Origin of the sequence: Candidatus Nitrosopumilus koreensis AR1 (assembly GCF_000299365.1) — an archaeon.
In the GTDB taxonomy this organism is placed as follows: Archaea; Thermoproteota; Nitrososphaeria; order Nitrososphaerales; family Nitrosopumilaceae; genus Nitrosopumilus; species Nitrosopumilus koreensis.
In genome coordinates this window covers 1304016-1329775 of sequence record NC_018655.1, presented here as the reverse complement: position 1 = coordinate 1329775, position 25760 = coordinate 1304016, and the positions used below count along the sequence as shown (strand labels likewise).

General features: G+C 34.3%; 35 protein-coding genes, 1 tRNA gene and 1 pseudogene. 17 read left to right on the top strand and 20 right to left on the bottom strand.

Going from position 1 to position 25760, the window contains the following annotated elements:
- Nucleotides 1–20 precede the first annotated feature (20 nt).
- The 5 genes from pdxS (at nt 21) to NKOR_RS07920 (ending at nt 4502) form a co-directional block, all read left to right on the top strand.
- Nucleotides 21–989, top strand: a complete 969-nt coding sequence (gene pdxS, locus NKOR_RS07940; RefSeq protein WP_014963842.1) for a pyridoxal 5'-phosphate synthase lyase subunit PdxS — start codon at nt 21–23, stop codon at nt 987–989.
- Nucleotides 986–1603 (top strand): pyridoxal 5'-phosphate synthase glutaminase subunit PdxT, encoded by a 618-nt coding sequence (gene pdxT / locus NKOR_RS07935; RefSeq protein ID WP_014963841.1) that lies wholly within the window; start codon nt 986–988, stop codon nt 1601–1603. Before pdxS ends, pdxT begins: the two co-directional genes overlap by 4 nt.
- A 59-nt stretch (nt 1604–1662) precedes the next feature.
- Nucleotides 1663–2343: a thermonuclease family protein gene (locus NKOR_RS07930; RefSeq protein WP_014963840.1), complete on the top strand. Its 681-nt coding sequence runs from the start codon at nt 1663–1665 to the stop codon at nt 2341–2343.
- A gap of 906 nt (nt 2344–3249) precedes the next feature.
- A complete protein-coding gene (locus tag NKOR_RS07925; RefSeq protein WP_014963839.1) occupies nt 3250–3846 on the top strand; it encodes a PEFG-CTERM sorting domain-containing protein in 597 nt (198 codons plus the stop codon).
- A gap of 164 nt (nt 3847–4010) precedes the next feature.
- On the top strand, nt 4011–4502 hold the full coding sequence (locus tag NKOR_RS07920) for a tetratricopeptide repeat protein (RefSeq protein WP_014963838.1): 492 nt from the start codon (nt 4011–4013) through the stop codon (nt 4500–4502).
- A 13-nt stretch (nt 4503–4515) separates the two neighbouring features.
- Here the strand turns inward: NKOR_RS07920 and NKOR_RS07915 are convergent, their stop codons facing one another.
- The 3 genes from NKOR_RS07915 to NKOR_RS07905 form a co-directional block, all read right to left on the bottom strand.
- Nucleotides 4516–6831: a valine--tRNA ligase gene (locus tag NKOR_RS07915; protein ID WP_014963837.1), complete on the bottom strand. Its 2316-nt coding sequence runs from the start codon at nt 6829–6831 to the stop codon at nt 4516–4518.
- A gap of 7 nt (nt 6832–6838) precedes the next feature.
- Nucleotides 6839–7654 (bottom strand): 6-pyruvoyl trahydropterin synthase family protein, encoded by an 816-nt coding sequence (locus tag NKOR_RS07910; protein ID WP_014963836.1) that lies wholly within the window; start codon nt 7652–7654, stop codon nt 6839–6841.
- Nucleotides 7655–7716: 62 nt separating this feature from the next.
- On the bottom strand, nt 7717–7995 hold the full coding sequence (locus NKOR_RS07905; protein WP_016939465.1) for a 4a-hydroxytetrahydrobiopterin dehydratase: 279 nt from the start codon (nt 7993–7995) through the stop codon (nt 7717–7719).
- Between the two features lie 72 nt (nt 7996–8067).
- On the opposite strand from NKOR_RS07905, the gene NKOR_RS07900 reads away from it, so the two are divergent.
- Nucleotides 8068–8823 (top strand): asparagine synthase C-terminal domain-containing protein, encoded by a 756-nt coding sequence (locus tag NKOR_RS07900; protein ID WP_014963834.1) that lies wholly within the window; start codon nt 8068–8070, stop codon nt 8821–8823.
- On the opposite strand, the pseudogene purB reads toward NKOR_RS07900, so the two are convergent.
- Nucleotides 8816–10176, bottom strand: a pseudogene (gene purB / locus NKOR_RS07895) (adenylosuccinate lyase). The gene NKOR_RS07900 and the pseudogene purB overlap by 8 nt on opposite strands.
- A gap of 38 nt (nt 10177–10214) precedes the next feature.
- Complete coding sequence (locus NKOR_RS07890) at nt 10215–10412, bottom strand: hypothetical protein (RefSeq protein ID WP_232202991.1); 198 nt, start codon at nt 10410–10412, stop codon at nt 10215–10217.
- 306 nt (nt 10413–10718) lie between these two features.
- Between NKOR_RS07890 and NKOR_RS07885 the strand changes: the two genes are divergently transcribed.
- The 3 genes from NKOR_RS07885 to NKOR_RS07875 are packed head-to-tail and all read left to right on the top strand — an operon-like array spanning nt 10719 to nt 12882.
- Nucleotides 10719–12167, top strand: coding sequence for an RtcB family protein (locus tag NKOR_RS07885; protein WP_014963831.1), 1449 nt, complete (start codon nt 10719–10721; stop codon nt 12165–12167).
- Nucleotides 12164–12571 (top strand): DNA-binding protein, encoded by a 408-nt coding sequence (locus tag NKOR_RS07880; protein ID WP_014963830.1) that lies wholly within the window; start codon nt 12164–12166, stop codon nt 12569–12571. The genes NKOR_RS07885 and NKOR_RS07880 overlap by 4 nt, the downstream gene beginning before the upstream one ends.
- Nucleotides 12571–12882, top strand: a complete 312-nt coding sequence (locus NKOR_RS07875) for a hypothetical protein (protein ID WP_014963829.1) — start codon at nt 12571–12573, stop codon at nt 12880–12882. The genes NKOR_RS07880 and NKOR_RS07875 overlap by 1 nt, the downstream gene beginning before the upstream one ends.
- On the opposite strand, the gene NKOR_RS07870 is transcribed toward NKOR_RS07875, so the two are convergent.
- Nucleotides 12879–13382 (bottom strand): 30S ribosomal protein S11, encoded by a 504-nt coding sequence (locus NKOR_RS07870; protein ID WP_014963828.1) that lies wholly within the window; start codon nt 13380–13382, stop codon nt 12879–12881. The genes NKOR_RS07875 and NKOR_RS07870 overlap by 4 nt on opposite strands.
- A 75-nt stretch (nt 13383–13457) precedes the next feature.
- On the opposite strand from NKOR_RS07870, the gene NKOR_RS07865 reads away from it, so the two are divergent.
- The gene (locus tag NKOR_RS07865; protein ID WP_232202990.1) at nt 13458–13817 is read left to right on the top strand and encodes a hypothetical protein; all 360 of its coding nucleotides are present in this window, start codon (nt 13458–13460) and stop codon (nt 13815–13817) included.
- On the opposite strand, the gene thiL is transcribed toward NKOR_RS07865, so the two are convergent.
- Entirely contained in the window at nt 13818–14768 is a 951-nt protein-coding gene (gene thiL, locus NKOR_RS07860) for a thiamine-phosphate kinase (protein ID WP_014963826.1), read from the bottom strand.
- Nucleotides 14752–16050, bottom strand: coding sequence for a phosphomannomutase (locus tag NKOR_RS07855; RefSeq protein WP_014963825.1), 1299 nt, complete (start codon nt 16048–16050; stop codon nt 14752–14754). Before NKOR_RS07855 ends, thiL begins: the two co-directional genes overlap by 17 nt.
- 53 nt (nt 16051–16103) lie before the next feature.
- Here NKOR_RS07855 and NKOR_RS07850 point away from each other — a divergent pair.
- Nucleotides 16104–16177, top strand: a tRNA-Thr gene (locus NKOR_RS07850).
- Between the two features lie 31 nt (nt 16178–16208).
- On the opposite strand, the gene NKOR_RS10105 is transcribed toward NKOR_RS07850, so the two are convergent.
- Nucleotides 16209–16349: a hypothetical protein gene (locus NKOR_RS10105; protein ID WP_016939462.1), complete on the bottom strand. Its 141-nt coding sequence runs from the start codon at nt 16347–16349 to the stop codon at nt 16209–16211.
- Between the two features lie 35 nt (nt 16350–16384).
- Complete coding sequence (locus NKOR_RS07845; protein ID WP_232202989.1) at nt 16385–16639, bottom strand: hypothetical protein; 255 nt, start codon at nt 16637–16639, stop codon at nt 16385–16387.
- On the opposite strand from NKOR_RS07845, the gene NKOR_RS07840 reads away from it, so the two are divergent.
- A complete protein-coding gene (locus NKOR_RS07840; protein ID WP_014963823.1) occupies nt 16632–16844 on the top strand; it encodes a hypothetical protein in 213 nt (70 codons plus the stop codon). The two genes, NKOR_RS07845 and NKOR_RS07840, sit on opposite strands and share 8 nt — an antisense overlap.
- A 3-nt stretch (nt 16845–16847) precedes the next feature.
- On the opposite strand, the gene NKOR_RS07835 is transcribed toward NKOR_RS07840, so the two are convergent.
- Entirely contained in the window at nt 16848–17108 is a 261-nt protein-coding gene (locus tag NKOR_RS07835) for a winged helix-turn-helix domain-containing protein (RefSeq protein WP_014963822.1), read from the bottom strand.
- Nucleotides 17109–17212: 104 nt separating this feature from the next.
- Between NKOR_RS07835 and NKOR_RS07830 the strand changes: the two genes are divergently transcribed.
- Nucleotides 17213–17797, top strand: a complete 585-nt coding sequence (locus NKOR_RS07830) for a hypothetical protein (RefSeq protein WP_014963821.1) — start codon at nt 17213–17215, stop codon at nt 17795–17797.
- Here NKOR_RS07830 and NKOR_RS10100 read toward each other — a convergent pair.
- Nucleotides 17794–17961 carry a hypothetical protein gene (locus NKOR_RS10100; RefSeq protein ID WP_016939461.1) on the bottom strand — a complete coding sequence of 56 codons (168 nt, stop codon included), beginning with the start codon at nt 17959–17961 and terminating at the stop codon, nt 17794–17796. The two genes, NKOR_RS07830 and NKOR_RS10100, sit on opposite strands and share 4 nt — an antisense overlap.
- 157 nt (nt 17962–18118) lie before the next feature.
- A complete protein-coding gene (locus tag NKOR_RS07825; protein WP_014963819.1) occupies nt 18119–19870 on the bottom strand; it encodes an AIPR family protein in 1752 nt (583 codons plus the stop codon).
- Between the two features lie 75 nt (nt 19871–19945).
- Here NKOR_RS07825 and NKOR_RS07820 point away from each other — a divergent pair, with 75 nt between their 5' ends.
- Entirely contained in the window at nt 19946–20410 is a 465-nt protein-coding gene (locus NKOR_RS07820; RefSeq protein ID WP_014963818.1) for a cupredoxin domain-containing protein, read from the top strand.
- A gap of 111 nt (nt 20411–20521) precedes the next feature.
- Here the strand turns inward: NKOR_RS07820 and NKOR_RS07815 are convergent, their stop codons facing one another.
- Complete coding sequence (locus NKOR_RS07815) at nt 20522–20743, bottom strand: histone family protein (RefSeq protein WP_014963817.1); 222 nt, start codon at nt 20741–20743, stop codon at nt 20522–20524.
- Between the two features lie 96 nt (nt 20744–20839).
- Here NKOR_RS07815 and NKOR_RS07810 point away from each other — a divergent pair, with 96 nt between their 5' ends.
- Genes NKOR_RS07810 through cgi121 form a run of 3 tightly spaced genes read left to right on the top strand, consistent with a single transcriptional unit; the run spans nt 20840 to nt 22815 of the window.
- Nucleotides 20840–21595, top strand: coding sequence for a TatD family hydrolase (locus NKOR_RS07810; protein WP_014963816.1), 756 nt, complete (start codon nt 20840–20842; stop codon nt 21593–21595).
- Between the two features lie 30 nt (nt 21596–21625).
- Complete coding sequence (locus tag NKOR_RS07805; protein ID WP_014963815.1) at nt 21626–22003, top strand: hypothetical protein; 378 nt, start codon at nt 21626–21628, stop codon at nt 22001–22003.
- Between the two features lie 38 nt (nt 22004–22041).
- Complete coding sequence (gene cgi121 / locus NKOR_RS07800; RefSeq protein WP_014963814.1) at nt 22042–22815, top strand: KEOPS complex subunit Cgi121; 774 nt, start codon at nt 22042–22044, stop codon at nt 22813–22815.
- Here cgi121 and NKOR_RS07795 read toward each other — a convergent pair.
- From NKOR_RS07795 to NKOR_RS07770, 6 genes are all read right to left on the bottom strand, one after another.
- Complete coding sequence (locus NKOR_RS07795; protein ID WP_014963813.1) at nt 22807–23328, bottom strand: THUMP domain-containing protein; 522 nt, start codon at nt 23326–23328, stop codon at nt 22807–22809. The genes cgi121 and NKOR_RS07795 overlap by 9 nt on opposite strands.
- Nucleotides 23325–23954 (bottom strand): L-threonylcarbamoyladenylate synthase, encoded by a 630-nt coding sequence (locus tag NKOR_RS07790; RefSeq protein ID WP_014963812.1) that lies wholly within the window; start codon nt 23952–23954, stop codon nt 23325–23327. Before NKOR_RS07790 ends, NKOR_RS07795 begins: the two co-directional genes overlap by 4 nt.
- 123 nt (nt 23955–24077) lie before the next feature.
- Nucleotides 24078–24365: a winged helix-turn-helix domain-containing protein gene (locus NKOR_RS07785; protein ID WP_014963811.1), complete on the bottom strand. Its 288-nt coding sequence runs from the start codon at nt 24363–24365 to the stop codon at nt 24078–24080.
- Between the two features lie 118 nt (nt 24366–24483).
- Nucleotides 24484–25125, bottom strand: a complete 642-nt coding sequence (locus tag NKOR_RS07780) for a hypothetical protein (protein WP_014963810.1) — start codon at nt 25123–25125, stop codon at nt 24484–24486.
- Between the two features lie 60 nt (nt 25126–25185).
- The gene (locus tag NKOR_RS07775; protein WP_014963809.1) at nt 25186–25395 is read right to left on the bottom strand and encodes a hypothetical protein; all 210 of its coding nucleotides are present in this window, start codon (nt 25393–25395) and stop codon (nt 25186–25188) included.
- Between the two features lie 82 nt (nt 25396–25477).
- Nucleotides 25478–25663: a hypothetical protein gene (locus tag NKOR_RS07770; RefSeq protein WP_014963808.1), complete on the bottom strand. Its 186-nt coding sequence runs from the start codon at nt 25661–25663 to the stop codon at nt 25478–25480.
- Between the last annotated feature and the right edge of the window lie 97 nt (nt 25664–25760).

The window sequence follows — 25760 nt, the reverse complement described above, 5'->3', positions numbered from 1 at the left end:
CATTTGGGCAAAATTATACTATGCTTCCACTATCTGGAGAACGCAAAGACGCAAAGGGTATAATTTCTGATAAATCAGACTCTGCTGATATTATTCGTGGTTCATCAACTCTAAAACGTGGATTTGCCCACATGCTAAAGAACGGAGTTGTAATGGATGTCACAACTGTTGAGCAAGCTCAGATTGCAGAAGAAGCAGGCGCAGTATCTGTGATGGTTCTAGACAAACTTCCTTCTGATGTTAGAAAAGCAGGAGGCGTTGCAAGAACTGCAAGTATTAGAATTATTGAAGATATTATGGATTCAGTTACAATTCCTGTAATGGCAAAATGCAGAATTGGTCATGTCAATGAAGCACTTGTTTTGCAAGAAACTGATGTTGATATGATTGATGAATCAGAAGTGTTAACTCCAGCTGATGAACTTCGTCACATTTGGAAATGGGATCTCACAACTCCTGTTGTAAACGGTGCACGATCTTTGGCAGAAGCTTTGAGAAGAATTGAAGAAGGTGCAGCTATGATTAGAACAAAAGGAGAACCTGGAACAGGAAATGTTGCAGAAGCTATTACTCATATTAAAAAAGTAAATGATGAATTAAGAACAATAAAATCAATTTATGATTCTGGAGACAACCAAGACTTGGTTAGAATGGCAAGAGAGTTCAAAGTGTCTTATGATATTATTGAGCAAACAGCAAAACTTGGCAGATTACCTGTTGTGAACTTTGCTGCCGGTGGAATTGCAACACCAGCTGATGCAGCATACCTAATGTCATTGGGATGTGATGGAATCTTTGTTGGTTCTGGAATTTTTAATGCCAATGATGCAAAAGAGCGTGCAAGAGCAATTGTCTTGGCAACTACTTTCTGGAATGAGACTGACAAAGTCAAAGAAGCACAAAAAATGATTGATGAAAGACAATCAATGCTTGGATTAGATGTTAAAACACTAGAATTACGTATGCAAGATAGAGGCGGTTCTGCATGAGTGCCAAAATTGGTATTCTAGCAATACAAGGTGATGTTGCTGAAAATGTATCTTCTTTGGTGGCATCAATTGCTGACCTAAACCAAGATGCAACCGTTCATGTTGTAAAAACTCCTGACGAAATATCTCAAATGGATGGACTAGTTATTCCTGGTGGTGAAAGTACTACCATTGGACAATTATCTCTAGTAAATGGCTCTCAAAAAGTAATCAAACAAAAAGTAGAATCTGGAATGCCTGTTTTAGGAATATGTGCAGGAATGATACTATTGGCAAACAATGCTAGTGATAGAGTTGTAGGAAAAACAGAGCAACCATTATTTGATTTTCTAGATATTGAACTTGAAAGAAACTCTTTTGGCAGACAACGAGAATCATTTGAAGCAAACATTTCAATGGATTCTATTGGAATTCCAAGTTACAACGGAGTCTTTATTCGTGCACCTGCAATCTCGTCTACATCTGGCGATATTGAAGTACTTGCAAAATTCAATGAAAAAATTGTTGCAATCAAAAAAGGCAACATAATTGGAACCTCTTTTCATCCTGAATTGACTGACGATTTGGCAGTTCACAAGTATTTTGTAAATCTAGTCAAAGATTCAAAAAATTAATCCCAAAAAAATTCAATTTCTATAGATTTATCTAAATAAACTTTAATTCTAAACATGTCGTGAACAAAGCAATACCTCTAGTAATTGGAATTGCAGTTATTGCACTTGGAGTTTTTGCATTATCGAATCCAAACTCTGAAAATAAAGAGACGTACTCTCAAGATATTTCTACCAAACCTGACGTTTCATCTCAATGTTTGGGTACTGCTAGATGCATTTCTGGAATTGTAACTTCAGTAATTGACGGGGATACAATCAAAGTGGATGGGCAATCTATCCGATTTGCATTAGTTGATGCTCCTGAATTAAAATATGATGGTGGGCAAGCTAGCAGCTTTGTTGAAGAGCTTTGTCCAGTTGGTTCTGCAGTTGTAGTTGACCAAGATGATAACCAGCTTCAAGACAAATACGGTAGAATTTTGGGAGTGATTCATTGTAATGGTATGAATCTAAACCAAGAGGTACTTGATTCAGGTCTTGGAGACCTTTATTCAGCATTTTGTGATCAAAGCGAATTTTCTACTCAACCATGGGCACTAAAACATGGATGTGGTACTTTTGAAAATGAACCAACCACCCAACAAACTACAAACTGTGATCCATCGTATCCTGATTTCTGTATACCTTCCTCTTCACCTGATTTGGATTGTGGAGATATATCCCAAAAGAGGTTCACAGTGTTACAACCTGATCCACATAGACTTGATGCAGACAAAGATGGGATAGGTTGTGAATCCTAAATTGTACTTCCTAAATTGTACTTCCAATAGTACTTGTTTTGTGTACTTTTTTTAATTTCACCTATAGAAATCCTAGTAAACTAATGACCTTTCATGGCAGCCAAGAAAAAAGCAGCAGCTAAAACAACAACTAAAAAAGCTTCAAAAAAGAAATAGTTCTTTATAATCTGAGGATTAACAATCCTCTTTTTTTCTCTAAACAAAACAAAAGATCAGAGTACTTTTGATTCAACAATAGGGATGAATTTATGGCAATTAGTGCATTCATACATGTCCTTGAGTCCTGCCATCCTGACTTTGGCATCATGAGTACATGTTTCTTGAGTAAAAATACCGTGTGTCAAAATTGTTTATGGCTCCCAATGACAATCACAATTACAACCATTTTGACATCTGTTTGTTTTGCAGTCAGAACATCTTTTTTGTCCGTATGATGGAGCAGTATTCATGATGTTAATTACACTTTCACTGTAATAACCTGCTCTTGTATCTTAATGTAAAGGGCTCCTTAATAGTAAGATACGCGTATAGAACATGTAAGATTTTTTTAATATTTTTGAAAACTTTGAAATTCATTAACTGAGTATTTCCTTTTTCCACACATTGCATGCAGGACATCTATTTGTGATTTTTTCTCCTAATTTTTTCAAGAATACATTTCCACAATTATCACAAGATCTTAGATTATCAGTTGTTATCAGGTTATTACTACGTCTTTCTTACTTAAGTACTGGATCATTTTTCAAACAAGAATCAATTAGTATGAATTAGAATATTGTTAGGCACAAAATCTCAACAATTTCAAATGCAATTCCTTGACAAACGGTTCATAATTCTGACAAATTTGTCGATAAAAGTAACAGAAAAGTCAGCGTTTGTTAATATTCCCGAATTCACATACTATACATGGCAACAAAAAAGAATCCAGGACAAAAAATTTTATGCTTTTCAATATTACTTGTAACAATATTTGCTGTTGCAAATTTTCACACATTTGCATTTGCAGAAGAGACAGTTAGTTCAAAAGCTGAATTGAGTATTGGTGCAAATCATCTTGGCTCTATGATAGAAACTCAGACTGTTTCTGAAGATGGGTCTGTTTGGATATTTGTTACAGCTTCAGAACCTGTAGAGCGTGAACACATGACAATTAATGTAAGGTTTACTGATAAGAATGGAAAAGAATTAGTCGATGTAAACTATGATATTTTAGCATCTCAAAATAATGAAGTCATTTTGTACGAAACAATGATAAATCAACAAATGGGTATTCGTAACCATCTTACACAAGCATTACCTAGTAATGATAATGTGAGTATTACTATCACATTACACCATGTTGGAAGTAGTTCCATGATTATATCTAATGGAGAATCTATTGACGTTAACATAGTTCCTGAATTTGGGACAATTGCAATGATGATCCTAGTTGTTTCAATCACAAGTGTAATTGTAATTGGTGCCAAAAACAAAATGGTGTTCAAATCATTTACCTCAAGTTAAGAAGAAAAGAATGTCTGAGCAATACTCTATGGATTCAATTTGTAACATTGATCGTAATGCACATGTTTTATTCTAAATTATGCATTGACTGCAAATCTTTCTTAAATTCTGACAAACTAGAGTATCAGAAGAATTTATAGAAAATAAAATCAAACCATTACTTGATGTCTGATACAATTGAATCTCTGATAAAAAATGGTCAGACATTGATGAATCTAGGTAATCCAAAAGATGCACTGATAATTTATGATAAAGTCCTTGCACAAGATCCAAACCATATCCAAGCCTTGCTAAAAAAAGGGCATATCTTAGGACAGCTTGCCAGATACGAGCAAGCAATTATCCAATACGATAATGTTCTTTTACAAGAAAAAAATCTCTTGGCGTTACTTAACAAAGGATTGGCTCACCATTATCTGGGACAATGTGATATTGCTATAGATTGTTATGATAAAGTTCTAAAAGAAAAACCTAACAACCCAACTACGCTTTACAACAAAGCATCATCTTTTATCAAATCTGGAAAAATTCAAGAGGGAATAAAGCTTCTATCTGATGTTATAAAATTAGATTTTTCATTCAAAGAAAAAGCTAAATTTGATATAGAATTTGAAGGAATAAGAAAACTCAATGAATTCAAAGCAATTACAGTTTAATCTTCTAAAGATTTTATTCTAAATTATGCATTGACTGCAAATCTTTCTTAAATTCTGACAAACTCTCAGGAATCTCAGTTGCAATAGAGTCACGCAATGACAACTCCTTTGCCTTTTTCTCATTCCAGACCTTAGAGTTGAACTGAACAACCTCTTCTGTTATTTTGGAATAGTCCTCTACTTCTTCTGCTTCCACTTGTCTTTCTGTGTGGATGCTAGTCTCAGAGTATAGTGTCTGCCAGAGATGTTCTGTGATAAATGGAGTGATTGGTGCTAATAGTTTTAGAATTGTTGAGAGTGTCTTGTGTAGGGTGTAAATTGCAGCATCTCTTTCTTCTTCTGAAAATCCTTCCCCGTAGGCACGTTTTTTGACCATCTCAATGTAGTGAGCTGCAAAAAGATTCCATGTGAATTCTCTAATTGCAATTGCTGGAACAAAGAAATTGTATTGGTCATATCCTTTCTTACAATCCTTAATCAAGTTGTTTAGTTCTGATAAAATCCACTTGTCAACAGTTGTAGGTTTTGCATCTTTGATTACAGGAAAGCTAGACAAGAATCTGGAGACATTCCATAGCTTGCTCAAAAATTTCTTTGTTGATTCTATTTTTTGTTCATTGCATCTAAAGTCATAACCGTGATTAATTTCACTAGCACTCCAGAATCTAAAAGTGTCAGCACCAAACTTTTCAATTACTGGAAGTGGATCAATTGCATTTCCCTTGCTTTTGCTCATCTTCATCCCTTTTTCATCAAGACCATAACCCATAATCCAAGCTTCAGTCCATGGTTTTTTGCCAGTTAACATATCACAACGCAAAAGTGTATAGTACAACCAAGTTCTTACAATATCTTTTGCTTGTGGCCTAATTGATGTTGGATACACTTTATCAAAGAATTCTTTATCCTTGTGATACTTTGAGACAAACAGTGGTGAAACACTAGAGTCCATCCATGTATCAAATGTTCTATCTTCTCCAGTAAATTCACCATTTCCACATTTTGTACATTTTTCAATTGGACACTTCTCCTTCCATGGTTGATAATATTTTCCTGGTTCAGGAACATGTGGCTCATTACAACTAGAGCAATACCAGATAGGAATCTCTGTTCCATAGTATCTTCGTCTTGAAATTGGCCAGTCAATTGAAATTGAATCAAGCCAATTCATCAAAATTTGCTTGTGCATAGAAGGGTAAAACGTAATTTCTGAGCCTAATTTTCGCATTTTTTCAACAGAATCTTTCTGTTTGAGATAGTATTCCTCCATTGGAATAATCTCAATTGGAATCTTGCTTCTTTCTGAAATTGGAGTTCTGTGATTAATCTCTTCAATTTTCTCTACAAATCCATTTGATTCTAAATCTTCAATAATTTTTTCTCTTGCTTGTTTTGGTTTAAGGCCTGCATATGCTCCTGCAGCTTCAGTCATCCTTCCATCTAGTCCAATTGCAACAATCTCTTCTAGTTCCATTTCCCTAAACAACGCAACATCGTTTTGGTCACCATAACTACAAACCATTACAGCTCCTGAACCAAAGTCTTGCTGAGCTGAATGATGAGTTTTGATTTCCACTTCTGCACCAGTAATTGGAACTATTACCTTACTACCAACAAATGGAGCATATCTTTCATCTTCTGGATTGACTATAATGGTACGACATGCACAAAGTAGTTCTGGCCTTGTACTTGCAATGATGATTTCTTTATCAGTATCTTTTATCTTGAATTTCATGTGGACTAGCTTTGTCTGCAAGTCTTGGTATGCAATTTCAGCATCTGCAATTGTAGTTCCTGAAACCCAATCGTAGTTGTTTGGTCTAGTAGCAAGAACGATTTTTCCCTCTTTCCATAGTGTGATAAATGTGGATTGTGTTAATGCACGATATTCTTCTGAATCTGTTCTGTAATGATTCTTCAAGTCTCCACTCAAACCAAGATTTGTCATAATCAGTACCATCTCTTCTTCCAAGTCATCAAGTGCCTCTCTGCACAAATCCAAGAACTCGCCGCGTTCTGTTTCTCTCATTCTTATGTTGTGTTTTTTCTCAGTGTAGAACTCTACAGGTAATCCATTTCTGTCAATACCAATTGGAAAATAGACATTTTTTCCATTCATTCGTGCTGTTCTTGCAATCATATCTATCTGGGAGTAGTGAGCAGCAGCTCCAATGTGCCAAGGCCTGCCTGATGGGTATGGAGGTGGTGTATCTATGGTGTAGTTATCATCAGTGGGAGTGAATTTGTAAATGTCTGAATCCTGCCATTTTTTTAGAACCTGTGCTTCTAACTCTGGATTCCATGCCTTTTCAGTAATTTTTGGGTCCATTTTTTAATTATCTTGAAATATTTGAGATGATATGAGATCCTTTGTTGTATCCCTCATAGATGTAAACACCTACTGCTTCAACATTTGCTGGCATCTTTGGTGCTAGTAATTTGATAAGTTCACTTGAAAGATTCTCTACAGTTGCCTCTCCTTCTAAAAGATAAGTTGTATTCTTTGGAACTTGCAATTCAAACATTCCTTTAGGACCCTCAAATGAAATTACATAATGAGAGTCGTCTTCGGATTTTAGATATTTTCTGTTAATGAAAAATTTGTGATCAAATGCGGTTAAAACTTCTTTAACGATTCTTTTTGCAACTCCAAAGTCTACAAGTAAATTGTCTTTCATCTGTCCAACTAGTTCTACCATTACTGATGATGTGTGTCCATGTAAAATGGAGCATTTCTCAACTAGTGGAAGTATGTGTGCATAATCAAATGCAAATGATCCATCATCTAAAAAGATAGAACCAGTTTGAGGTGTTTTATCATAAAATACGATATCTTGTAATTCATTTATCTGTGCAACATATTTTCCATGTCCAATTGCCATAATTTTTTGGTCAGGAAAGTCTTCTTTGATTTGTTTGTATTTTGCAATATCTTCCTCATTATCAATTACCTCAATGAGTCCTTTTGCAGTTTTGAAATCAACTGTTACCTCGTTTCCATTTTTTAATGTGATCTTGTGATTGTAGTGGTATTCTTCATCAAGAAAAGAAAGCATCTGCGCTACTGTTAGCTCTGTTCGAGTTCTCAGCAAATTTCCATTTTTATCAATATACTTGAAATCAGAGTCTAATACTGTGGGACTTGTTGTCATGTGAAATCATCTGCCCTAGAGTCATTATATAAATTCTGAAAATTTTGTGCCTAGAATTATACTCAAACTAGAGAATTTAGGATTCGAGCCAGATTGATATCATTTTTTGTGATGCCGCCTGCATCATGAGTCATCAAGTCTATTGTTATTCTATTATACACGTTAAACCACTCTGGGTGGTGATTCATCTTCTCAATCTCCATTGCGGCTCTAGTCATAAACCCAAATGCTTGATTGAAGCTATCAAACTCAATTTCTCTGTGTAGTTTCTCGTTTACCACACTCCATCCTGGCAAATTCTTCAACTCGTCATCAATTTCTTCTTGTGATAGTTTCATCATCTATTGTATGTTATTCTAAATAATAGTTAAAGAGTTTGATTCATTACCCTTTGTAGAATTTAGAGAATAAAGATGGACGCTAAATACCAAGAGTTATTTGAAAAAATCAAAAATTCAATTTCTCAAACTGTAAAAGAAAACAAAATTGGAATTGCTTTTTCTGGAGGTGTTGATAGTACTCTAATTGCAAAAATTTGCTCAGACATGAACTATGATATTACTTTGCTTACTATTGGATTTTCTGAATCACATGACATCTTATTTGCAAAACAGGTCAATGAACAATTGAATTACCCTCATCATATATTAGAAATTGATTCAGAAACTTTCCCATCTATTTCGTCCACTATTCATGAAAAAATAAAAACTGATAATCTTTCATGGAACGAAAATTGTATTGCGTTTTATTATGTATCAAAACTTGCAAAAAGTTTGGGCCTTGAAACAGTAGTTACTGCAAACGGAATTGACGAGTTGTTTTGTGGCTATAATGCATATCGAGAAGCGTTTTCAGGAGGTGAATCAAAAATCAATGAAGTAATGACGTCAAAACTAGATAATGAATTAAAGATGATGAAGGCAGTAAATCTTATTGCATCTGAATTTAATGTACAAATCCTGCAACCACTGCTTTCTCCTGAGTTCATTGACTTTGCAAAAACTATTCCAATCTCTGAAAAAATTTTAGACTCTGAAGATTTGTACAGAAAACACATCATACGAAAATTGGCAAGTGTGATTGGTGTTCCTGAATTGTCTTGTACTAAAAGAAAGAAAGCACTACAATATGGTTCAAAAATTCACAAATCCCTTCTAAAGACTAGATGAATTTTTTTACTGTTTTTTGAACAGATTTTTGTACATTACTAATAATTGCAGGTGATGCTCCAAGATGTTTCTCTGGTGAAAATATGGCATCAATCTCCTTTTCAGTTAGCTTTGATGAAAATGCTTTATCGTTTTTGATTGCATCTTTGTAGAATATTCCTTTGTCATTTGCTTCAAATGCTACTCTTTGTACATCTCTGTATGCTACAAATCTTGGCACGCCTTTTTTGATTAGTGCCTCTAAAACAAATTCTGCAAATATCTGCCCCTTTGTGATGTAAAGATTTTCTACAATTCTCTTTTCATTTACCATCAAGTTTGAAATAATTTTAGTCATAGTTTCTAACATTTCATCTACTAGTATGGATACTGTAGGAATAACAAATCTCTCGTTTGCTGAATTTGAAAGATCACGTTCATGCCATAATGGAATGTTTTCAAAAGATACTGCAACCTGACTTCTTACTAATTTAGATAATGATGATACACGTTCACTCTTGATTGGATTTCTTTTAACAGGGACTGCACTACTTCCCATCTGTCCTTTTTTGAATTGTTCTGCAACTTCTCCAATCTCAGTTCTCTGCAGATTTCTAATTTCTATTGCAATTTTTTCTAAAGTCGCGCCAATCAAAGCCAACTCAAACACATATTCTGCATATCTTTCTCTAGGAACTACCTGTGTTGTAACTTCTGCTGGGAATAATTTTAATCGTTTTGCAGCTCTTCGTTGTACTTCAAGTGATTTTGCACCCATTAACGAACCTGTCCCAACAACACCTAATGTTTTACAAATCAAAATTCTTTTCTTAATCTCTTCAATTCTCTCTACATGTTTTGCCATCTCTGCAGCCCAATTTGCAAATTTCAAACCAAATGAAATGATGCTTGCATGTTGTCCATGTGTTCTTCCAACTGCTGGAATCTTTGAATGCTTTGCAGCTTTTTTTGCAAGAATTGATGCCATCTTTGCAACCTTTGGTTCAATAATTTGTAATGCATCTCGCATCTGCATTGAATTGCTTGTATCGACCAAATCATTACTTGTCAATCCATAATGAATCCATGGTCTGGCATCTTTTGTACATTTTTCACTTAGTGATTCTACTAGTGCTGCAGTATCGTGATCACTCTTAGCTTCTAGTTGTTTGATTCTTTTTGCAGTAATCTTGCCTGATGTAGCAGCGTTGAGAATTTTTTTACCTACTGCTTTTGGAATCATGCCAATTTCACTTTGAGAAATTGCTGCGGCACCTTCTATCTCTAATTGATAATTAATTTTTTTTGTTCGCTAAAAATCTCCATCATCTCTTTAGTGCCATAACGACCACTATCAATGGGTAGAATTGCCAATGTTCTAACTTGAATCCATTGGAAAATAAATCTACTCCTTAATATCGTGATTTGTTTACTGTGGCAACTTTCTTTTGAGATCTAGTTTCTTTTGTTTTTGCCTTTGATTTGCTTACCTTGCCTTCTTTTTTGATGCTTTTTCCACTTCTTCTTGCGGCTCTTGATGCTTTTGCTCTCATTTTTTGTTCTTCTTTTTGTTTTTCTATTTCTTCTTTAGTTAATTTTCGTTGAACCATATTTCTATAAACAGTCTCTAATAGATAAATTGTCTTGTCAATTTCAAATTTAATTATTAAATTTGATTTACTATCTGTTTTTTCCAAAAGCGCCTTGATGATCAGTTAAACAACAGGAGCACTGTTTTGAATAACACTCATCCACTTTTTCATGACCACATGAGCCACAATGACAAAAAGGATCATTATCCATAAACAATACTTGTAATAATTGAACTTAAGATTATCCATGATTTTCAAAAAACAAAATCATGCATAATTCTTCTGATGATTTAAATTGGATTGAACACAAAATTTACCGATTACATGTCTTCTACAACTCCAAAAAAAATTGGAGAAAACCAATACCAAATCGATGCTGATTCTAATTTGGGTATGAAAGTACCTGTGAAAATCTATGCTAATGAGGCATTGCTTGAGAAGATGCTTTCTGATAGAACCATTATGCAAGCACGTAACGTCTCTTCAATTCCTGGAATTGTGGGGCATAGTGTTGTTTTACCTGATGGTCATGAAGGATATGGTTTTCCTGTTGGTGGCGTTGCAGCTATGGATGCTGAAGAAGGAATGATCAGTCCTGGCGGTGTGGGTTATGATATTAACTGCGGAGTGCGATTATTGCGCTCAAATTTAACTGAACAAACGGTTCGCTCAAAATTAAAAGAACTAGTAACTGATCTTTTTAGCTCTATTCCATCAGGTGTTGGTTCTAAAGGTGCTGTTAAACTAAGTCATTCGGAACTTGATGAAGTTCTGGTGAAAGGTGTGAACTGGGCAATTGACCATGGTTATGGTTCTTCTAATGATTCAGATGTTTGTGAAGAGAATGGTCAGATTCAAAATGCTGATCCAAACAAAGTTTCTGATAAAGCAAGAAAAAGAGGAGCCCCACAACTTGGTAGTTTGGGTTCTGGAAATCACTTTCTTGAAATTCAAAAAGTTACAGAGATTCATGATGAAGAAGCAGCTGCTAAAATGGGAATCAAAGAAGGAACGATTACTGTTTTGATTCATTGTGGTTCAAGAGGATTTGGTCATCAGGTTTGCAGTGATTACCTAAGAGTTTCAGAACAGGCTATGGGAAAATATGGTATTGATCTGCCTGATAGAGAACTTGCATGTGTTCCTAATTCTTCTGAAGAGGGTGAGTCTTATAGAAAAGCAATGTTTGCAGCACTAAATTTTGCTTGGAGTAATAGACAAATGATTACTCATTGGACTAGAAAATCTTTTGAACGCGTGTTTAATCAAACAGAATCTGATCTTGACATGAAATTAGTTTATGATGTTGCACATAATATTGCAAAAGTAGAAAAACACAAAGTAAATGGCGAGGAAAGAAAGTTGGTTGTTCATAGAAAAGGGGCAACTAGAGCATTTCCTGCAAATAGAGATGAAATTCCATTAAAATATCGCCATTTGGGTCAACCTGTCTTGGTACCTGGTTCTATGGGAACTTCCAGTTGGATTCTGCTTGGAAAACCAAATTCAATGAATCTTAGCTTTGGTTCTACTGCCCATGGTGCTGGAAGAACAATGTCTCGTTCCAAGGCAAGACGAAATTATACTGAAAATGATGTTAAAAAATCTCTAAACGACAAGGGAATTTTTATCAAGGCGTTGACCCGAGATGGAGTTGTGGAAGAGACACCCCAAGCCTACAAAGATGTTGATGCGGTAGTTGATGTTTCTCACAATCTAGGAATTGCCACCAAAGTGGCAAAATTAGTGCCTATAGGTGTGATTAAAGGTTGAGCGAAGAAGATTCAGAACTTGAGAGACTAAAAGCAAAGCGATTGGCAGAGATGCAAAAAAATCTTGTATCCAGACAAGATTCTCAAAAACCATCTGACCCGCCTAAACCTGCTGAAAACCCCCGAGACATACTAGTCAAAGTTTTGGGATTTAGAGGATTGGAAGTTTTGCAAAATGCAGAATCTCAATTTCCAAATGAAACTAAAATGATTGTACAAAAATTATCTGAGTTGATAAAGTCAGGCGAACTAAACGAAACACTTGATGGTGGAAAACTCTTGGCACTGTTTAGAGCAGTTGGACTACACATCAGAATGGAAACTAAAATCAATATTGAGCAAGACGGCAAGTTTGTATCATTAACTGATAAACTTAGTAAACAATCATCTGAGAATGATGACTAATGAGCATCACTTTAGAAATTTCTACAAAAAACTATTCAGATGATGTATTCAATATCAAAAAAGCATTATCTCACATGGAGACTCTGACTGGCGGATACAACGGATACCTGATCAGTGAGCCAACAAAAAACTTTGGTTGGACTTTTTTCAAACTTGCATTCAAACCAGAACTGCATCAAGGAATTGAAGAAAAGTTTGCTGACATGCTATCAAAATACAGAACCAGTAACCCAGAAGAAAAGTTTGCTGAATTTATGACAGACTATTTTGCTTCTAAAAATTGTAAAGTAAAAATTAAAGTCGTTAACTAGACTCTTCTTCCTCTTTTTCCACCCTTCTTTCTGGTGGTGTCATGAGGAATAGGTGTAACATCATCAATTCTTCCAATCTTAAATCCACCTCTTGCCAATGCTCTGATTGCAGCTTGAGCACCTGGACCTGGTACTCTAGAACCAACTCCTCCTACTGCGCGAACTCTGATGTGGAATCCTGTGAATCCTTTTGTTTTTGCAGATTCTACTACTGCATTTGCAGCTTTCATTGCAGCAAATGGTGATGATTCGTATCTGTCTGCATTGACATGAATTCCACCAGAACTGATGGCAACAGTTTCTCCACCAGTTAGATCAGTCATGTGAATAATTGTATTATTGTAACTACTGTAAATGTGGGCAATTCCCCATTTTTCTGGGCCTTCACTCTTTGCTTCTGGTTGAGCTTTTTCCTTTACTGCCTCAGATTCAACTTCTTCGACAGGTGCCTCTGTCTCTTCGACAGGTGCTTCCTCAACTTTGGCTTCAGTTTCTGACAATGACTACCAAACCTAAAGGGGTTTAAAAAACATTGATTTTCCAATCTTGCTTTAATTTGGTCCCTTGACTCAAAAATGACTATTATTCTTATACTGAAAAAAATCAGTCTTCATATGGGCTCTATTCTGTTTTTGGCAATTGGCATTGCAGTAGCTGCTGCATTGTTTGGTTCTATGGCACTACAATCAATGAATCCGATCAACGAAGTAATCTTGTCTCCTTTGGAAAAAAAATGCCAACAGATTGCAAATGAAGGATACAAAATCCATACACTATATCCTGAAGCAAACCCTGATGATTTACCAGAAGATGACAGAAAACGATTGTTGTACCTTGATGATTTGTGGATGACTGAGTGTGTTGCAGCTTTGCCTGCTGAATCTGTTTTTAGCATTGTAAATAATGTTGAAAGAGATGTATCTCACGATGAATAATTATCTAAAGTGCTTCCAACCGTGATCTTTCAAAGGAATCTCTTTGTTGTTTCTTTGCAAGACTACTCCCTTGCCTGTAGTTACATAACCAATCTCAATAATTGGTGTCTTGAGTAGTTTTGCGTTTTTTAGGATGGTTTTTTTGTATTTTGAATTAATGGTAAACAAAAACTCGTATTCTTCTCCTCCGTGGAAAACTAGTTTGTCTTGATTCAACTTTTGTGATCTTGCAAAATCTTCCAAATCTTTTTTGTGTGGAGAATTTGTAATGACAAATCTCTTTTTTGATTGTTTTGACATTTCATTTAGTGTAGTAGATAGACCGTCACTTGAATCCATTGACGATGAAAAATATTTTTTATTTCTCACCCCAAAATCTACTCTTGGCTTTGGACGCAGCACTGACTTGACAGCTTTTTTTACAAATTCTCTTTTTCCCTTCTTTTTGTGTAATAGTATGCTCAATCCTGCTGCGGTATAGCCAAATGGACCTGTTGCAAAAATGAGATCCTTGTTCTTTGCACCTCTTCTGAGCACTATATCATTAGATATTCTAAACAGGCATACATTAAACACAATTTCTCTTCCTGCATTTGTATCGCCACCTAGAATGGAAATTTTAAACTCTTTGCATGCCTTTCTAAATCCTTTAGCAGCATCTTCAATTTTTGTATGTGAAATGTTTGAAGGAAAATTGACTGAAATTATACCATATTGTGGTTTGATTCCTTTTGCTGCAAAGTCACTTACACATGCTACTATGCTTTTTCTTGCAGCGTCTTCTAATTTCATTTTAGGTGGAATGTCAGTACTTTCTACCAAGGTGTCTGTTTTTGCTATAATCTTGGTTTTACCAAAACTAAAAACCTCCACGTCTTCAGAAACAAAATTCTTGTTTCCTAGTCTTCTTTGAAAAACTTTGATTATAGATGATTCATCTAATTTTGTCATAACTTTGTTTCACCAATTCTATCGTGTCTTTTACAATTTTTTTACACTTTTCTTTATCATTTGATTCTGCTGAAACTCTTATGATGTCTTCAGTGTTTGATTTTCTAATTAACACCCAACTGTCTTCATCAATGATTCCTTTTATTCCATCTAACGTATTAACTTCTGAATATTCGTTAGCAAACGTTGAATGTACTTTATCAATCACTTTGTCATGAAATTGTGAATCGATCTCAGTCTTATCTCTGATTTGGAAATAGCTTTCCATAAAATTCAAAATCTCATTGAACTTTTCAGTTCCTAACATAGATGAAATTAAACCACTGGTAAGAATTCCTTCTCTGCAATAATTGAATTCAGGTAAAATGAAACCTCCGCTACTTCCTTCTCCTCCAGCTTGTGCTTTGCTTTCTAACATTTGTTCAATAACATTTGCCTCTCCGACTTTAGTTCTTTGAACAGTTCCTCCGTTTTCTTTGATAAATTTCTCAACTGAAACACTTGTATCAATACTTAGAACAAAATTCTTGTATCCTAGTTCTAATGACTTTGCAACTCCTAATCCTAGCGTTACATCTGGTGTTTGCTTTACTCCATTTCTAACTACAACAAGGCGATCGCCATCTAGATCAAATGCAAACCCAATTTCTTTTTTAGCTGATGCTAAAACAAGATCAGACAAGTTATCTGCAGTAGGATCAGGACCTCTGGAACATCCTTCTAGGTTCTCATTTATTTTGTGAACCTTGCATCCGATAGACTCTAACAATTCAGGTGCAAATCCTTTTGCTGCACCTCCACCAATATCGACTACAATTTCGGGCTGATTTTCTAAATTTCCTATGATTTTTCCTGCATCTTCAATATATGGCGATGAAATTTCTTGCTCAGTGCCAATTTTTGATTTTGTGATTTCTTGTTTTTGGATAATTTGTGGAAGTTCTTTTTCATTAATTCCTCGTCCTTCAATGATGAATTTCATACCATTCCATTCAATAGGATTGTGAGATGATGATACAACTATTCCTGCACCATATTTTCTTGCTTCTCTGAAAACAACTGGTGTTGGAACAGTTCCTAAATCAAAAACATCTATTCCATTTTTCATCAATGCTGCACTAGCTGTATCTTTTATCATGGAACCTGATGGTCTTGTATCTTTTCCAATTACACATTTTTGTGATTTGATTAACGATGAAAAGTTGTTACAAAACTCTAACACATCTTTTAGATTGAGATCTCCTCCGAATATACCTCGAATTCCAGAAATTGTTTTTTTCAATTAATCCAACTCAGAAAGGCTTTTTATTAACTCTGATGGATTTACCCAAACGTGCCTTGGTAGCTCAGCCTGGTAGAGCGAACGCCTCGTAAGCGTTAGGTCGCGGGTTCAGATCCCGTCCGAGGCTTGTAATTTTTTTCAAAAATATTTCTAAATTATTAAGAATTTGATTCATCAAGGGTTTCAATGTCAATCTCTAGTTCTTTACCTAAACCTTCCCACCATTGTTTAGTTTGCTCTGCCATATTCCCCTCATAACTTTCCTGAAATTGTCCTTTATAGATCTGTCGGTTAATCAAATATTGATCAATTCTTAATAATTACTGAATTTTTTTCATTCAATTTTGTCTTCTTGTTTTCTTTTGAATTTTCTATACATGATTATTGTAAGGGCAGCTCCTGCACATCCCCAGAATAATGGTGATAATCCAGGTTCAACTGTAGGTTGGAAAGCTCCTACAAAACTTGCAAACATTATTGCTATCAAAACCAATCCTCCTAATTCTAGCATTTTTGCCATGTATTCTCTGAGTTTTGTGGTGATCTCAAAAAGATATATGGTTTTGTAAATTACGTAGGATGTGGACAAGTATCTTACTGTAATTCTGATTTTTATGGTAGTTGGAATTCCAATTGCGTTTTTCTCTCCAACAACAGGTGAGCTTCGTGAACAACCTTTCATTCCATTGTTTTACGGCTCCATTGCTGGAATAATCATTATCGTCATTTACAGTTCTTACAAGGAGAAAAAAGAACGACAAAAGGCAAATGCTAGACGAAGATCCAGAAAATAGATTTTAGAGTTCTAGACCAAATGATTCTGCAATACTTGAAAAGTTTGCATAAGACTCCAAATATTGTCTTCCTTTTGGTGTAATTACAAAGGTGTTTTTTCCGTCAAATTCTATTTTATTGATTAGGCCTGCGCCAGTCAAATTTTCTAGGAATTTGGATAGTCTAGAATGTGATAAGTTTGCCTTTGTTAGAAGGGATGTTGTTTTGATGCCCTCTTGTCCTGACTGCTCAGTAACAGTCAACAAATCTGCAACAATCTGCATACTAGTTCTATAGGAAACCATACGTACTCTATTTTAAAACTCAGATATAAGGGTATTACCATTAATCAGTTCAGATAAATAATCTCTAGCCTGATTCGCCAACAATGTCTGCTTCAATACCTTGGTTTAATGACTTTGTTGGTGTTGCTTACAGATACTATGATCTTAGGATGAATGTTGTCCCTTTGGTCTCTGATCGAAAAGAATCTGCTTCTTTGTGGCATGATACCATACGTTATTGGGTAGATCCATCCATTAAAATCCGATTTGTAGAGGTTGGCGACAAATATTGGTTCATTATGGGATCTGATTCACAGAAACCTGACACGAATTTGTCTTTCTTTAAAATTTTACAAAAATCAGAAAATTATGAACGCTTTAAGAAAGGACATGGAGGAGAAGCTTATCTACGATTGGGTACGTACGCTAAAAAATCCCTTAGTGATGTAAAAAAAGATGCAATGTGTCAATGTGGTCATGAAGCAGCAGATCATGACGAAGGTGATGATGATGTATGTTTATACAACAAATGTGACTGTAAAAAGTTCTCTAGTTTCCAAGTAAACTTGCTGAAAAGGAAAAAAACAATCACTGATATCAAATTTCTTGAAGAAAAAGATGTAAAGACTGATCCTCTAGTTTGGAATTGTTTTAATGCAAATGAATTTTCAAAATTAGATCAGAACTAGTCTAAGTGCTTGTTTACTCTAACATGATCACCGGGATAGTGTTCGTTAATTTTTTTTGAATAACAATCTCCGCAGATTGAACCTTCAATTCCCCATTCTTCCATCGGATTGAAACGAAGCTTAATTTTTTCACTACAAATTGCACATTTTTCTTTTAATACCAAAGTGTTTCTGCTCTTTTTAATCGATATAAAAAACATTCTAGAAAACTTGATAAAAATTATGTTAAATACCACTTGTTTTTATAAAATTCAGGTAGTAGTCTGACCAATGTAAACCTCCTGCAAGATTTTTACTTGGTTGGACTCTACCTTTTTAGAATCACAACAAACTGTTTGTTAGCTTCTTTAATGCCAAAATCTCATCTTCCTCTTGCCTAATTTTTTTATCAATCACTCTAAGCATGGTTTCATTCCAAACATGCTGAGAAAAGAAATTGTGCTTTGTATTTGCCATCTCTATCTCATCATCGACTACTGTATCTTCAAGAAATTTTGTTACAATCACGTCTGCTAGCTTTAGAATTCTAGAATTAAGTTTGAAGCTGCGAAAAACAGGCTCTATTTTCCTAATGTCTCCCTTAAAATCCCCCTTTGATTCCAAAATCTTCTTGTGTAGTATTCTAAAGTACACTGCAACAAAGAACAATGTTGCGTATCTTTTTGTTTTGTGACCTCCCTTCTTTCCATATTTTAATGACTTTTTTGCATATTCCTTAACAAGATATGGGTACAACAGAATTCTGTAATCATCTTTTAGGTTGTCATTGAAGATGTCATCATACTTGCTACCTCTTGGGAGAAATTGAGCTGGTGAGCTGTATGCCTCTGTTGGCCTCTGTTCAATTCCTGCAACTAAAGATTGAATTGCATCTTTTGCAACAATAACTTTTTTGTGATTATCTGGAAGATAATTGTTGTATGTAGAATCTCCCAAATATTCACATTGTTTGGATTTTGATTTTGTATCAAAAGAACCTGCTTGAATTTCATAAAAATAACCACAATTTTTTAACTGTGATTTGATTGACTTGTGAAAGTCCATTAAAGAAACTAAATCTTTTCCACGCACTGAATTTTGTGAATTTCTATATTTTGTGATGTTGTTTTGTTCTTGTTCATCATCTGCTTTGATTATTGTTACTGTCATGGAGCCATCCATGTTTTTTGTTCTTTTTGAATGATCAAGTATGGAATTTGATGTTTGAGCACCGTTTACTATTTGTGGTGCATGAAGCTCAATCATGTTTTCACCTAGTTCTGAAAAATCACTTACTACAATAGTTATTCCGTTATTGTAGAAAAAGAATTTGTTAGGATTACTTTGTAGTGTCTCTCGTAGACCTTTGTTAACTGTAGTCTTAAACTGCATCCATTGTCTGATATTTGATTCAAAGACATAATCTCTGTTCTTACTTACAAATTCTGTAAGTTCACGTAGTTTCAAAATACCTAGTATTGTATTTTCATGTCTGAGCATTTTTTCTAGTCGTATTGATGATTTTTTACCTGCTGCTGGCTTTTTTATCCTGTCCCATAATTTTTGAATGATTTTTCTTTCATCAATTACTTCTACCATTTCATCGTGATAATCTACTTCCTGATCTGTAACATAACAGCATTTTACTTTGAGATTTTTTTCCTTGATCTTTGTTACAAGCTGTGCCAATTCTGGTCTCATTTTGGTAACATCTTTTGCAAGTAACCTTTTTGTATCTTCTTTGAATTTTGCAATTGCCTCTAGTGAATGAGATGTTCCGTACTTTGATTGAAATAATCTAATTGTGTTATCTGAAAAATCTACTGGAAGATATGCATCAATACCCAAGTCATTTGCTCCATCTACGATTGCATCTGCAGCATCATCTTCTGTAGCCTCAAAAACTCGTGTTAATATCCAGTGAAGAAAATTATTTCCTTTCTCAACATCGCTTTTTGAATTCTCAGCATATTCATGTATGCTGCCTCTAACGTTTTCTGCAAATCCTTCAAGAGGTGGACTAGAGTTTTTTTGAACTAGTAGTGTGTGTGAGCCAGGTATGTATTCTAATAACCCGTTTCCATTTTGAGCCAATTTACTTTTCTAGTATGTTATATATTTAGAGAATTTGGTAATTATGTAATAACTCTGTTTTAGATGTGAAAAGATTTGATAAAGAAAATAACTGCCTATGGGATAATTGGAATAGTTATCATCATAGCTCTAGCTGTTGCATTTTCAAATTTTGATGTAGACTCTCAACCTGAGCCAGAACCTCAACCTGCTCCTGAATCAACATCAGATTCTGTTAAAGAAATTTTTCAATCTGAATCTAAGATTAAAGGTGATGTTATAATGCCAACAAAAGTTTCTCGTCCCGGTTGTGAGGCAGAAGATAGATGCTACATTCCATCTGTCATTACAATCAGTGCAGGTGAATCTGTAACATGGGTAAATGAAGATTCTGCATTTCATAGTGTCACATCTGGATTTTATGATGCACCCATAGATCTTTTTGATAGTGGATATATGGATCCCTTTGAAGCCTATACACTTACTTTTGATGATGTAGGAACTTTTGATTATTTTTGTACCTTACATCCATGGATGCAGGGACAAGTTATTGTTGAATAAAGGTACCCGAGGGAGTCGAACCCCCTTGTATAGGCTTTGCAGGCCCACGCATAACCGTTCTGCCAGAGTACCGTTTTGAAAAACACAAAATGAACAATTAAACTCTTTAGATTAGAATTTGTTAAATGGCTTTGAAGCTAATTTCACGTCTTCACCTTTTACAGTTTTTCTACCTGCGTGAGAAGCCATGTCTACTGCACTTTTAGCAATACCATTTGCCACATCTTCTATTACTCTTCTTAATTCATCTGCAGATTCATCGCTGACTCTTTCCGCACCAGCTTTTTTCAAAATTCTATACATGGCCGATAGACCTAATTCTGAAGATTTCATAAATTTTGTTTTAGTTTTTTCCGAAAAAAGATAATGAGTTAAAAAATATCACTAAGGAATCGATTTATACAGACTATTTTAAGAATTGATCAAGAAATGACTTGGTATTTTGATTCTCATATTCATTTATCTGATCCTCAATATTCTTCTGACATGGATTTCATTTTAAAAGAAATGGAATGTTTGAAAATTAAAGCATGTTGCGTGTCTATGGATGCAGAAAACTCTATACAAACTTTGGAACTAGCAAAAAAAAGTAATCTTGTGTTGCCATTTATTGGAATTCATCCTGAATGTGCAAATGATGACTTGGAAAAAGTAGTTACAATGATAGAAAATAATCATGATACTCTTTCTGGAATTGGTGAAATAGGGTTAGATCCTACCTATACTAAAAACGATGAAGATTCTAAAAGACAAACTCTTGTCTTTGAAACTCTTTTATCTGTTGCAGAAAAATTCCACAAACCAGTATCTATTCATTCACGAAAAAGTCTAGATGATGTTTTTCAAATTATGACTTCCTATAATACCAAACATGCCTTACTACATTGGTTTGATGGAAGTAAAAAGCAACTTCAAAGGGCCATGGATATGGGATTTTTTGTATCCTTTGGACCCGTTATGATCTATGCTAATGACAAACAAACTTTGTTGTCAAAGAGTGATGAATCTAAAATTCTTGTAGAAACTGATGGACCTGTTAGATTTTCTAGATGTTTTGAAATGAAGTCTGGACAAATTGGGTTTATCCCTAGTGTGATTTTTTGTGCCTCTAAAATTCTTGGTAAAACATTTGACGACACTGCAATACTGCTAGAAAAAAATTCAAACTCATATCTTGGAATATAGATATAAAATACCCTAATCTTTAGACGAGGCGTGGATAGAATAAAACGCCTTTCATACGAAGTTTTGGAATCTCACAAATCAAAGTTTGGTGAAGACTTTGCTGATAACAAAAAGGTCTTAGATCAAGTTTCTATTGTTCGCTCAAAAGGCCTAAAAAACGAAGTTGCAGGATATATTACAAAATTTATCAAAAAAGAGATTAGAGAAGCAAAGGCAAAACAAGCTCAAATTGAATCTTCAAAACTAGAAGAAGAATCTCAAATTGATACAAAATCTGCAGAAACAACTGAAACCACAGAAGCACCTGCAGTAGAAACAACTGAGACTGCTGAAACAACTGAAACCATTGAAACCACAGAAGCACCTGCAGCAGATACAACTGATACTGCTGAAGAAAAATCCAAATAACAAATTAATTATTAATTTCAAACTTTTAATCAAACATCATGATTAAGGTAAAACTTGTTGGCGGTGCCAAAAAATCATTCTCAAAAGATGAATTAGAAATTGAACAATCAGACATTACTATTCAAGAATTAATTGACTTGTTATTGCAATTAAAATCTGATGATTCTCCAAAATTAGATACTGAAAATATTTTGATTGCTGTAAATGGTGTTGATTCTTCTGCAATGGATGGAAAAGATACAATGATTAAAAATAATGATGTCGTAAGTATAATACCTGTAATTCATGGTGGTGCAACAAAAAAACTGCTTTACAAAATTTCCTCAAAACAAATCCAAATTATCCAAATAAAGGGGCAAAAAACAATTGATGTCACATTCCTTGATAATCTCAGAAAAAAATTCCCTAAACTCCAACTTCAGGCAGTATCAAGCCAATTCGTATTGAATAATTCTCATTTGAAAAAAATTTTGTCACTTTCAATAGAATCTGAAAAAAAGAATATTTTGATTTCAAAAAAACTTGAAACCGATATTTTGATGCGTTTTGCATTGACAAAACAAATTTCAGCTGCAATTTCTTCTGCTGGAATAAAAGCTAAAACTGATTTTATTTTAATTGCAATCGGAAATAAAAAAAATTTAGATTCATTATCTGAAGAATTATCATCCATAACAATTCCACTGTTCTCAAAAAATAATGACAAGTTTTTGAAGAGCTGCTTTAAGATATCAAAAAAACAAATTGATTCAGTTTACTCTAAGAACCCTCTTGAAGATATCTTGGTTGAAAAAGCTGCAATTTTACTCTGAAATGCTGCGCTTGGTCTTCTCCGTACTTAGGATGTCTGATTTTTTTAGTATGGACATGCCAGTTTTATTTCCTAAAATCTCAATTAAGACAACTTTGTCTGGAAACTCCAGTGATACATGATTTTTTATCTTGTTTGCAATTTTTGAAATAATCTCTTTGCTAGACAAATCTGAATTTCTTTTCTCAATTGAAATTCTATACTTTTCATCCTTTGAAATTTTTTCAGCCATCTCTGCAGCAACATTTTCTATCTCTTCGATTTTTGTTTCAACTACTCTTTGAATTGGAATAATTCTCAAACAATATCTTACACTCCATGGCTCATCAAGAAGCATTTCCTTGATTTTTCCTACGACCTCAATTGGATCTAACTTTGTTTCAGCAGTCAAAATACCTGACATATTTGTAATTGTAACTTTGGGATCAGAATCTCCAAACTCTTCTAAAAATCCCCTTAGTTCATCTTCTGTTTCGGTTTCAAGGTGTCTGGCACATGTGATTATCAAATTCATGCGTCTAAAATCTCCTCTTTGCTCAAAGAGCCTTCCCTGATAACCTTGATCTCGTCATTTTCTATTTCAATAATTGTTGATTCACCTTTGCTTGTAATTGTTCCTCCATCAACAAAAATATCATAATTTTCTACATTTTTGATACATTCTTGAGGATCAAAAAATGATGATTGTCCTGAAACATTTGCACTGGTACCAATTAGACAATTACATCTTTTCAGTAATTGTAACGTGCAGTTGTGATTTGGAACTCTTAGTGCAATTTTGTCTTTCAAATTTAATGATTCTTTTAATTTATTGTCAGTTAGTTTCAAAATAATTGTTAGTGGACCTGGCCAAAATTTCTTTGCAATTTTTTCTGCAACTTTATCAAAATGAGCAATCTGACTAGCTATCTCCTTTGAGTAAACTAAAACTGGAAATGATTTTGCAACGTCTCTTGACTTTATCTCATAAATTTTTTCCACTGATTTTTTGTTGTAAGGGTTACAACCTATACCATATACCGTGTCTGTTGGAAAAACAACTATTCCGCCATTCTCAACTATTTGAGATGCTTTTTCAATTCCCTCTTTATTACAATCTACTTTCAATGCTTTGCCTTCTTTTTTTTGTTTAATTACCATTTTCTTTTGAAAAGTTTTTAACAGTAAATTTTTTCTATTGTACAGTATGTCTGAGTCAAATTATGAGGATACAGATTTTGAAGATGATTTTGATGATGATCTAGATAATTTAGATGAAGAAGACTAAATGCTTAATCCAAAGTTATCTGCAAAGCTTGTAAATTTGTAATATGCTTGAAGGAATTCTCTACCTGTCTGACTGATCTTGTACTTGTTTGAACCTTGAGTGTCTACTTGCTCTAATAGTCCTTGAGAAACTAATGTCTTTAAAATTCTTGAAATTCTGGAATGAGAAATGTTTGCTTTTCTGATTAGATAAGTTACTGTTGCTCCATCCTCGTCCTGAAGGTCATCTCTAGTAGTTGATAGAATGTCTCCGATAATTTTCATGTGGGTTCTATACTCTGCCATTTTCTACAAATTATTTTGATAATTTCTATGATAGGACGTTGATATTTTCCAATATACTAAAAAGATAAAAGAATTTGACAAATTTTGCATTTTGTTAAATTTTGAGCCTAGATTGAAATTATTCCAATCCTTCATCAAATTTTATTTTGGTTAGAGGAACCTTACTAACTGGAATGAACAGTGCAACCAAGCCACCAATTTTGATTACCATTGATACAGAATACAGAATTGATTCTGGGAATACAAATGAATACCATCCCAAAAACTCACCCAATGCTAATAATGCTAACCCTACTGAAACAGAAATTGCACCTTTGTTCCTATTGTCCAAATATGATAGCATGGTTTCAATTGCACCATATGCTAACAAAATGAATGACACTGATCTAAAGAGATGCTCTAGTTGAACAGATGAAACTAAAAACAATGGTAAGATTCCAACTGATCTAAAGTAACTTGATTTTGGAAAAAATGATTTTATGCTATGTGAAAACGCAATGAAAAAGTATCCTACTGTTTGAATTGCAATTCCTAATGTTTGTACCCATCTTTCTATGTTTCCTGATTTTGTGACAAAGTCTTCTGCCATATATCCTGCCCAAATTACAAAGAACCCTAAACTAATTGAAAAAAACGCAATAGTTAATCTAAATAATGTTGGACTGCCAGTATTTCTAAACCCAATTAATGACATTATTCCGATTCCAAGGCCTACCAAAAATCCTATAAGGTTAAGTATATTTTCTAATAAAAATTCCAATGATGTTTAGAAACTTGCTAAACTAATTATTTTAATCTGATGGATGATTTTACTCTGGTTTTAATCCCATTCGTCTAATGACCCTGCAGTTTGTCCTTCTGTACTGCCTGCATAGTCTCCAAGTATGTCTGAATATGTTGCTTCATTATGTGCTACAAATTTGATATATTCTCCATAACTCATGTCTAAATCACAAGATCCACATTTTACAAAAGAAAAATCTGGTGCCAATTCTGCATCTTCTTTGCATTTAGGACACTTTATCTTCATGAATGATTTGATCTTTGTTAATTATTATTACTTTACATTCACATAGTTGTTTTACTGAATATGGTTTAGAACCTACTATGAATTATACGCCAAATGACTTGGATTTCTTCTCACATTTAGGACAATTAAGTCCCTTTGTTTCAAGGCCACATTTTTTGCAATATCTATCTATTCCTGCAACCTCACGTGGGTTGGTTCTTGCAATCTTTGCAATCAAGATTACCACTATCAAAACACCTATTGCAATTCCAATGTATGCAAGTACCATGAATACAGTACTGCTTTATGACATAAAAAACTAGAGAAAATATCTGAACTAGGTATCATATTTAATATAAAATTCGAAAAATTGTGGATACTCATGT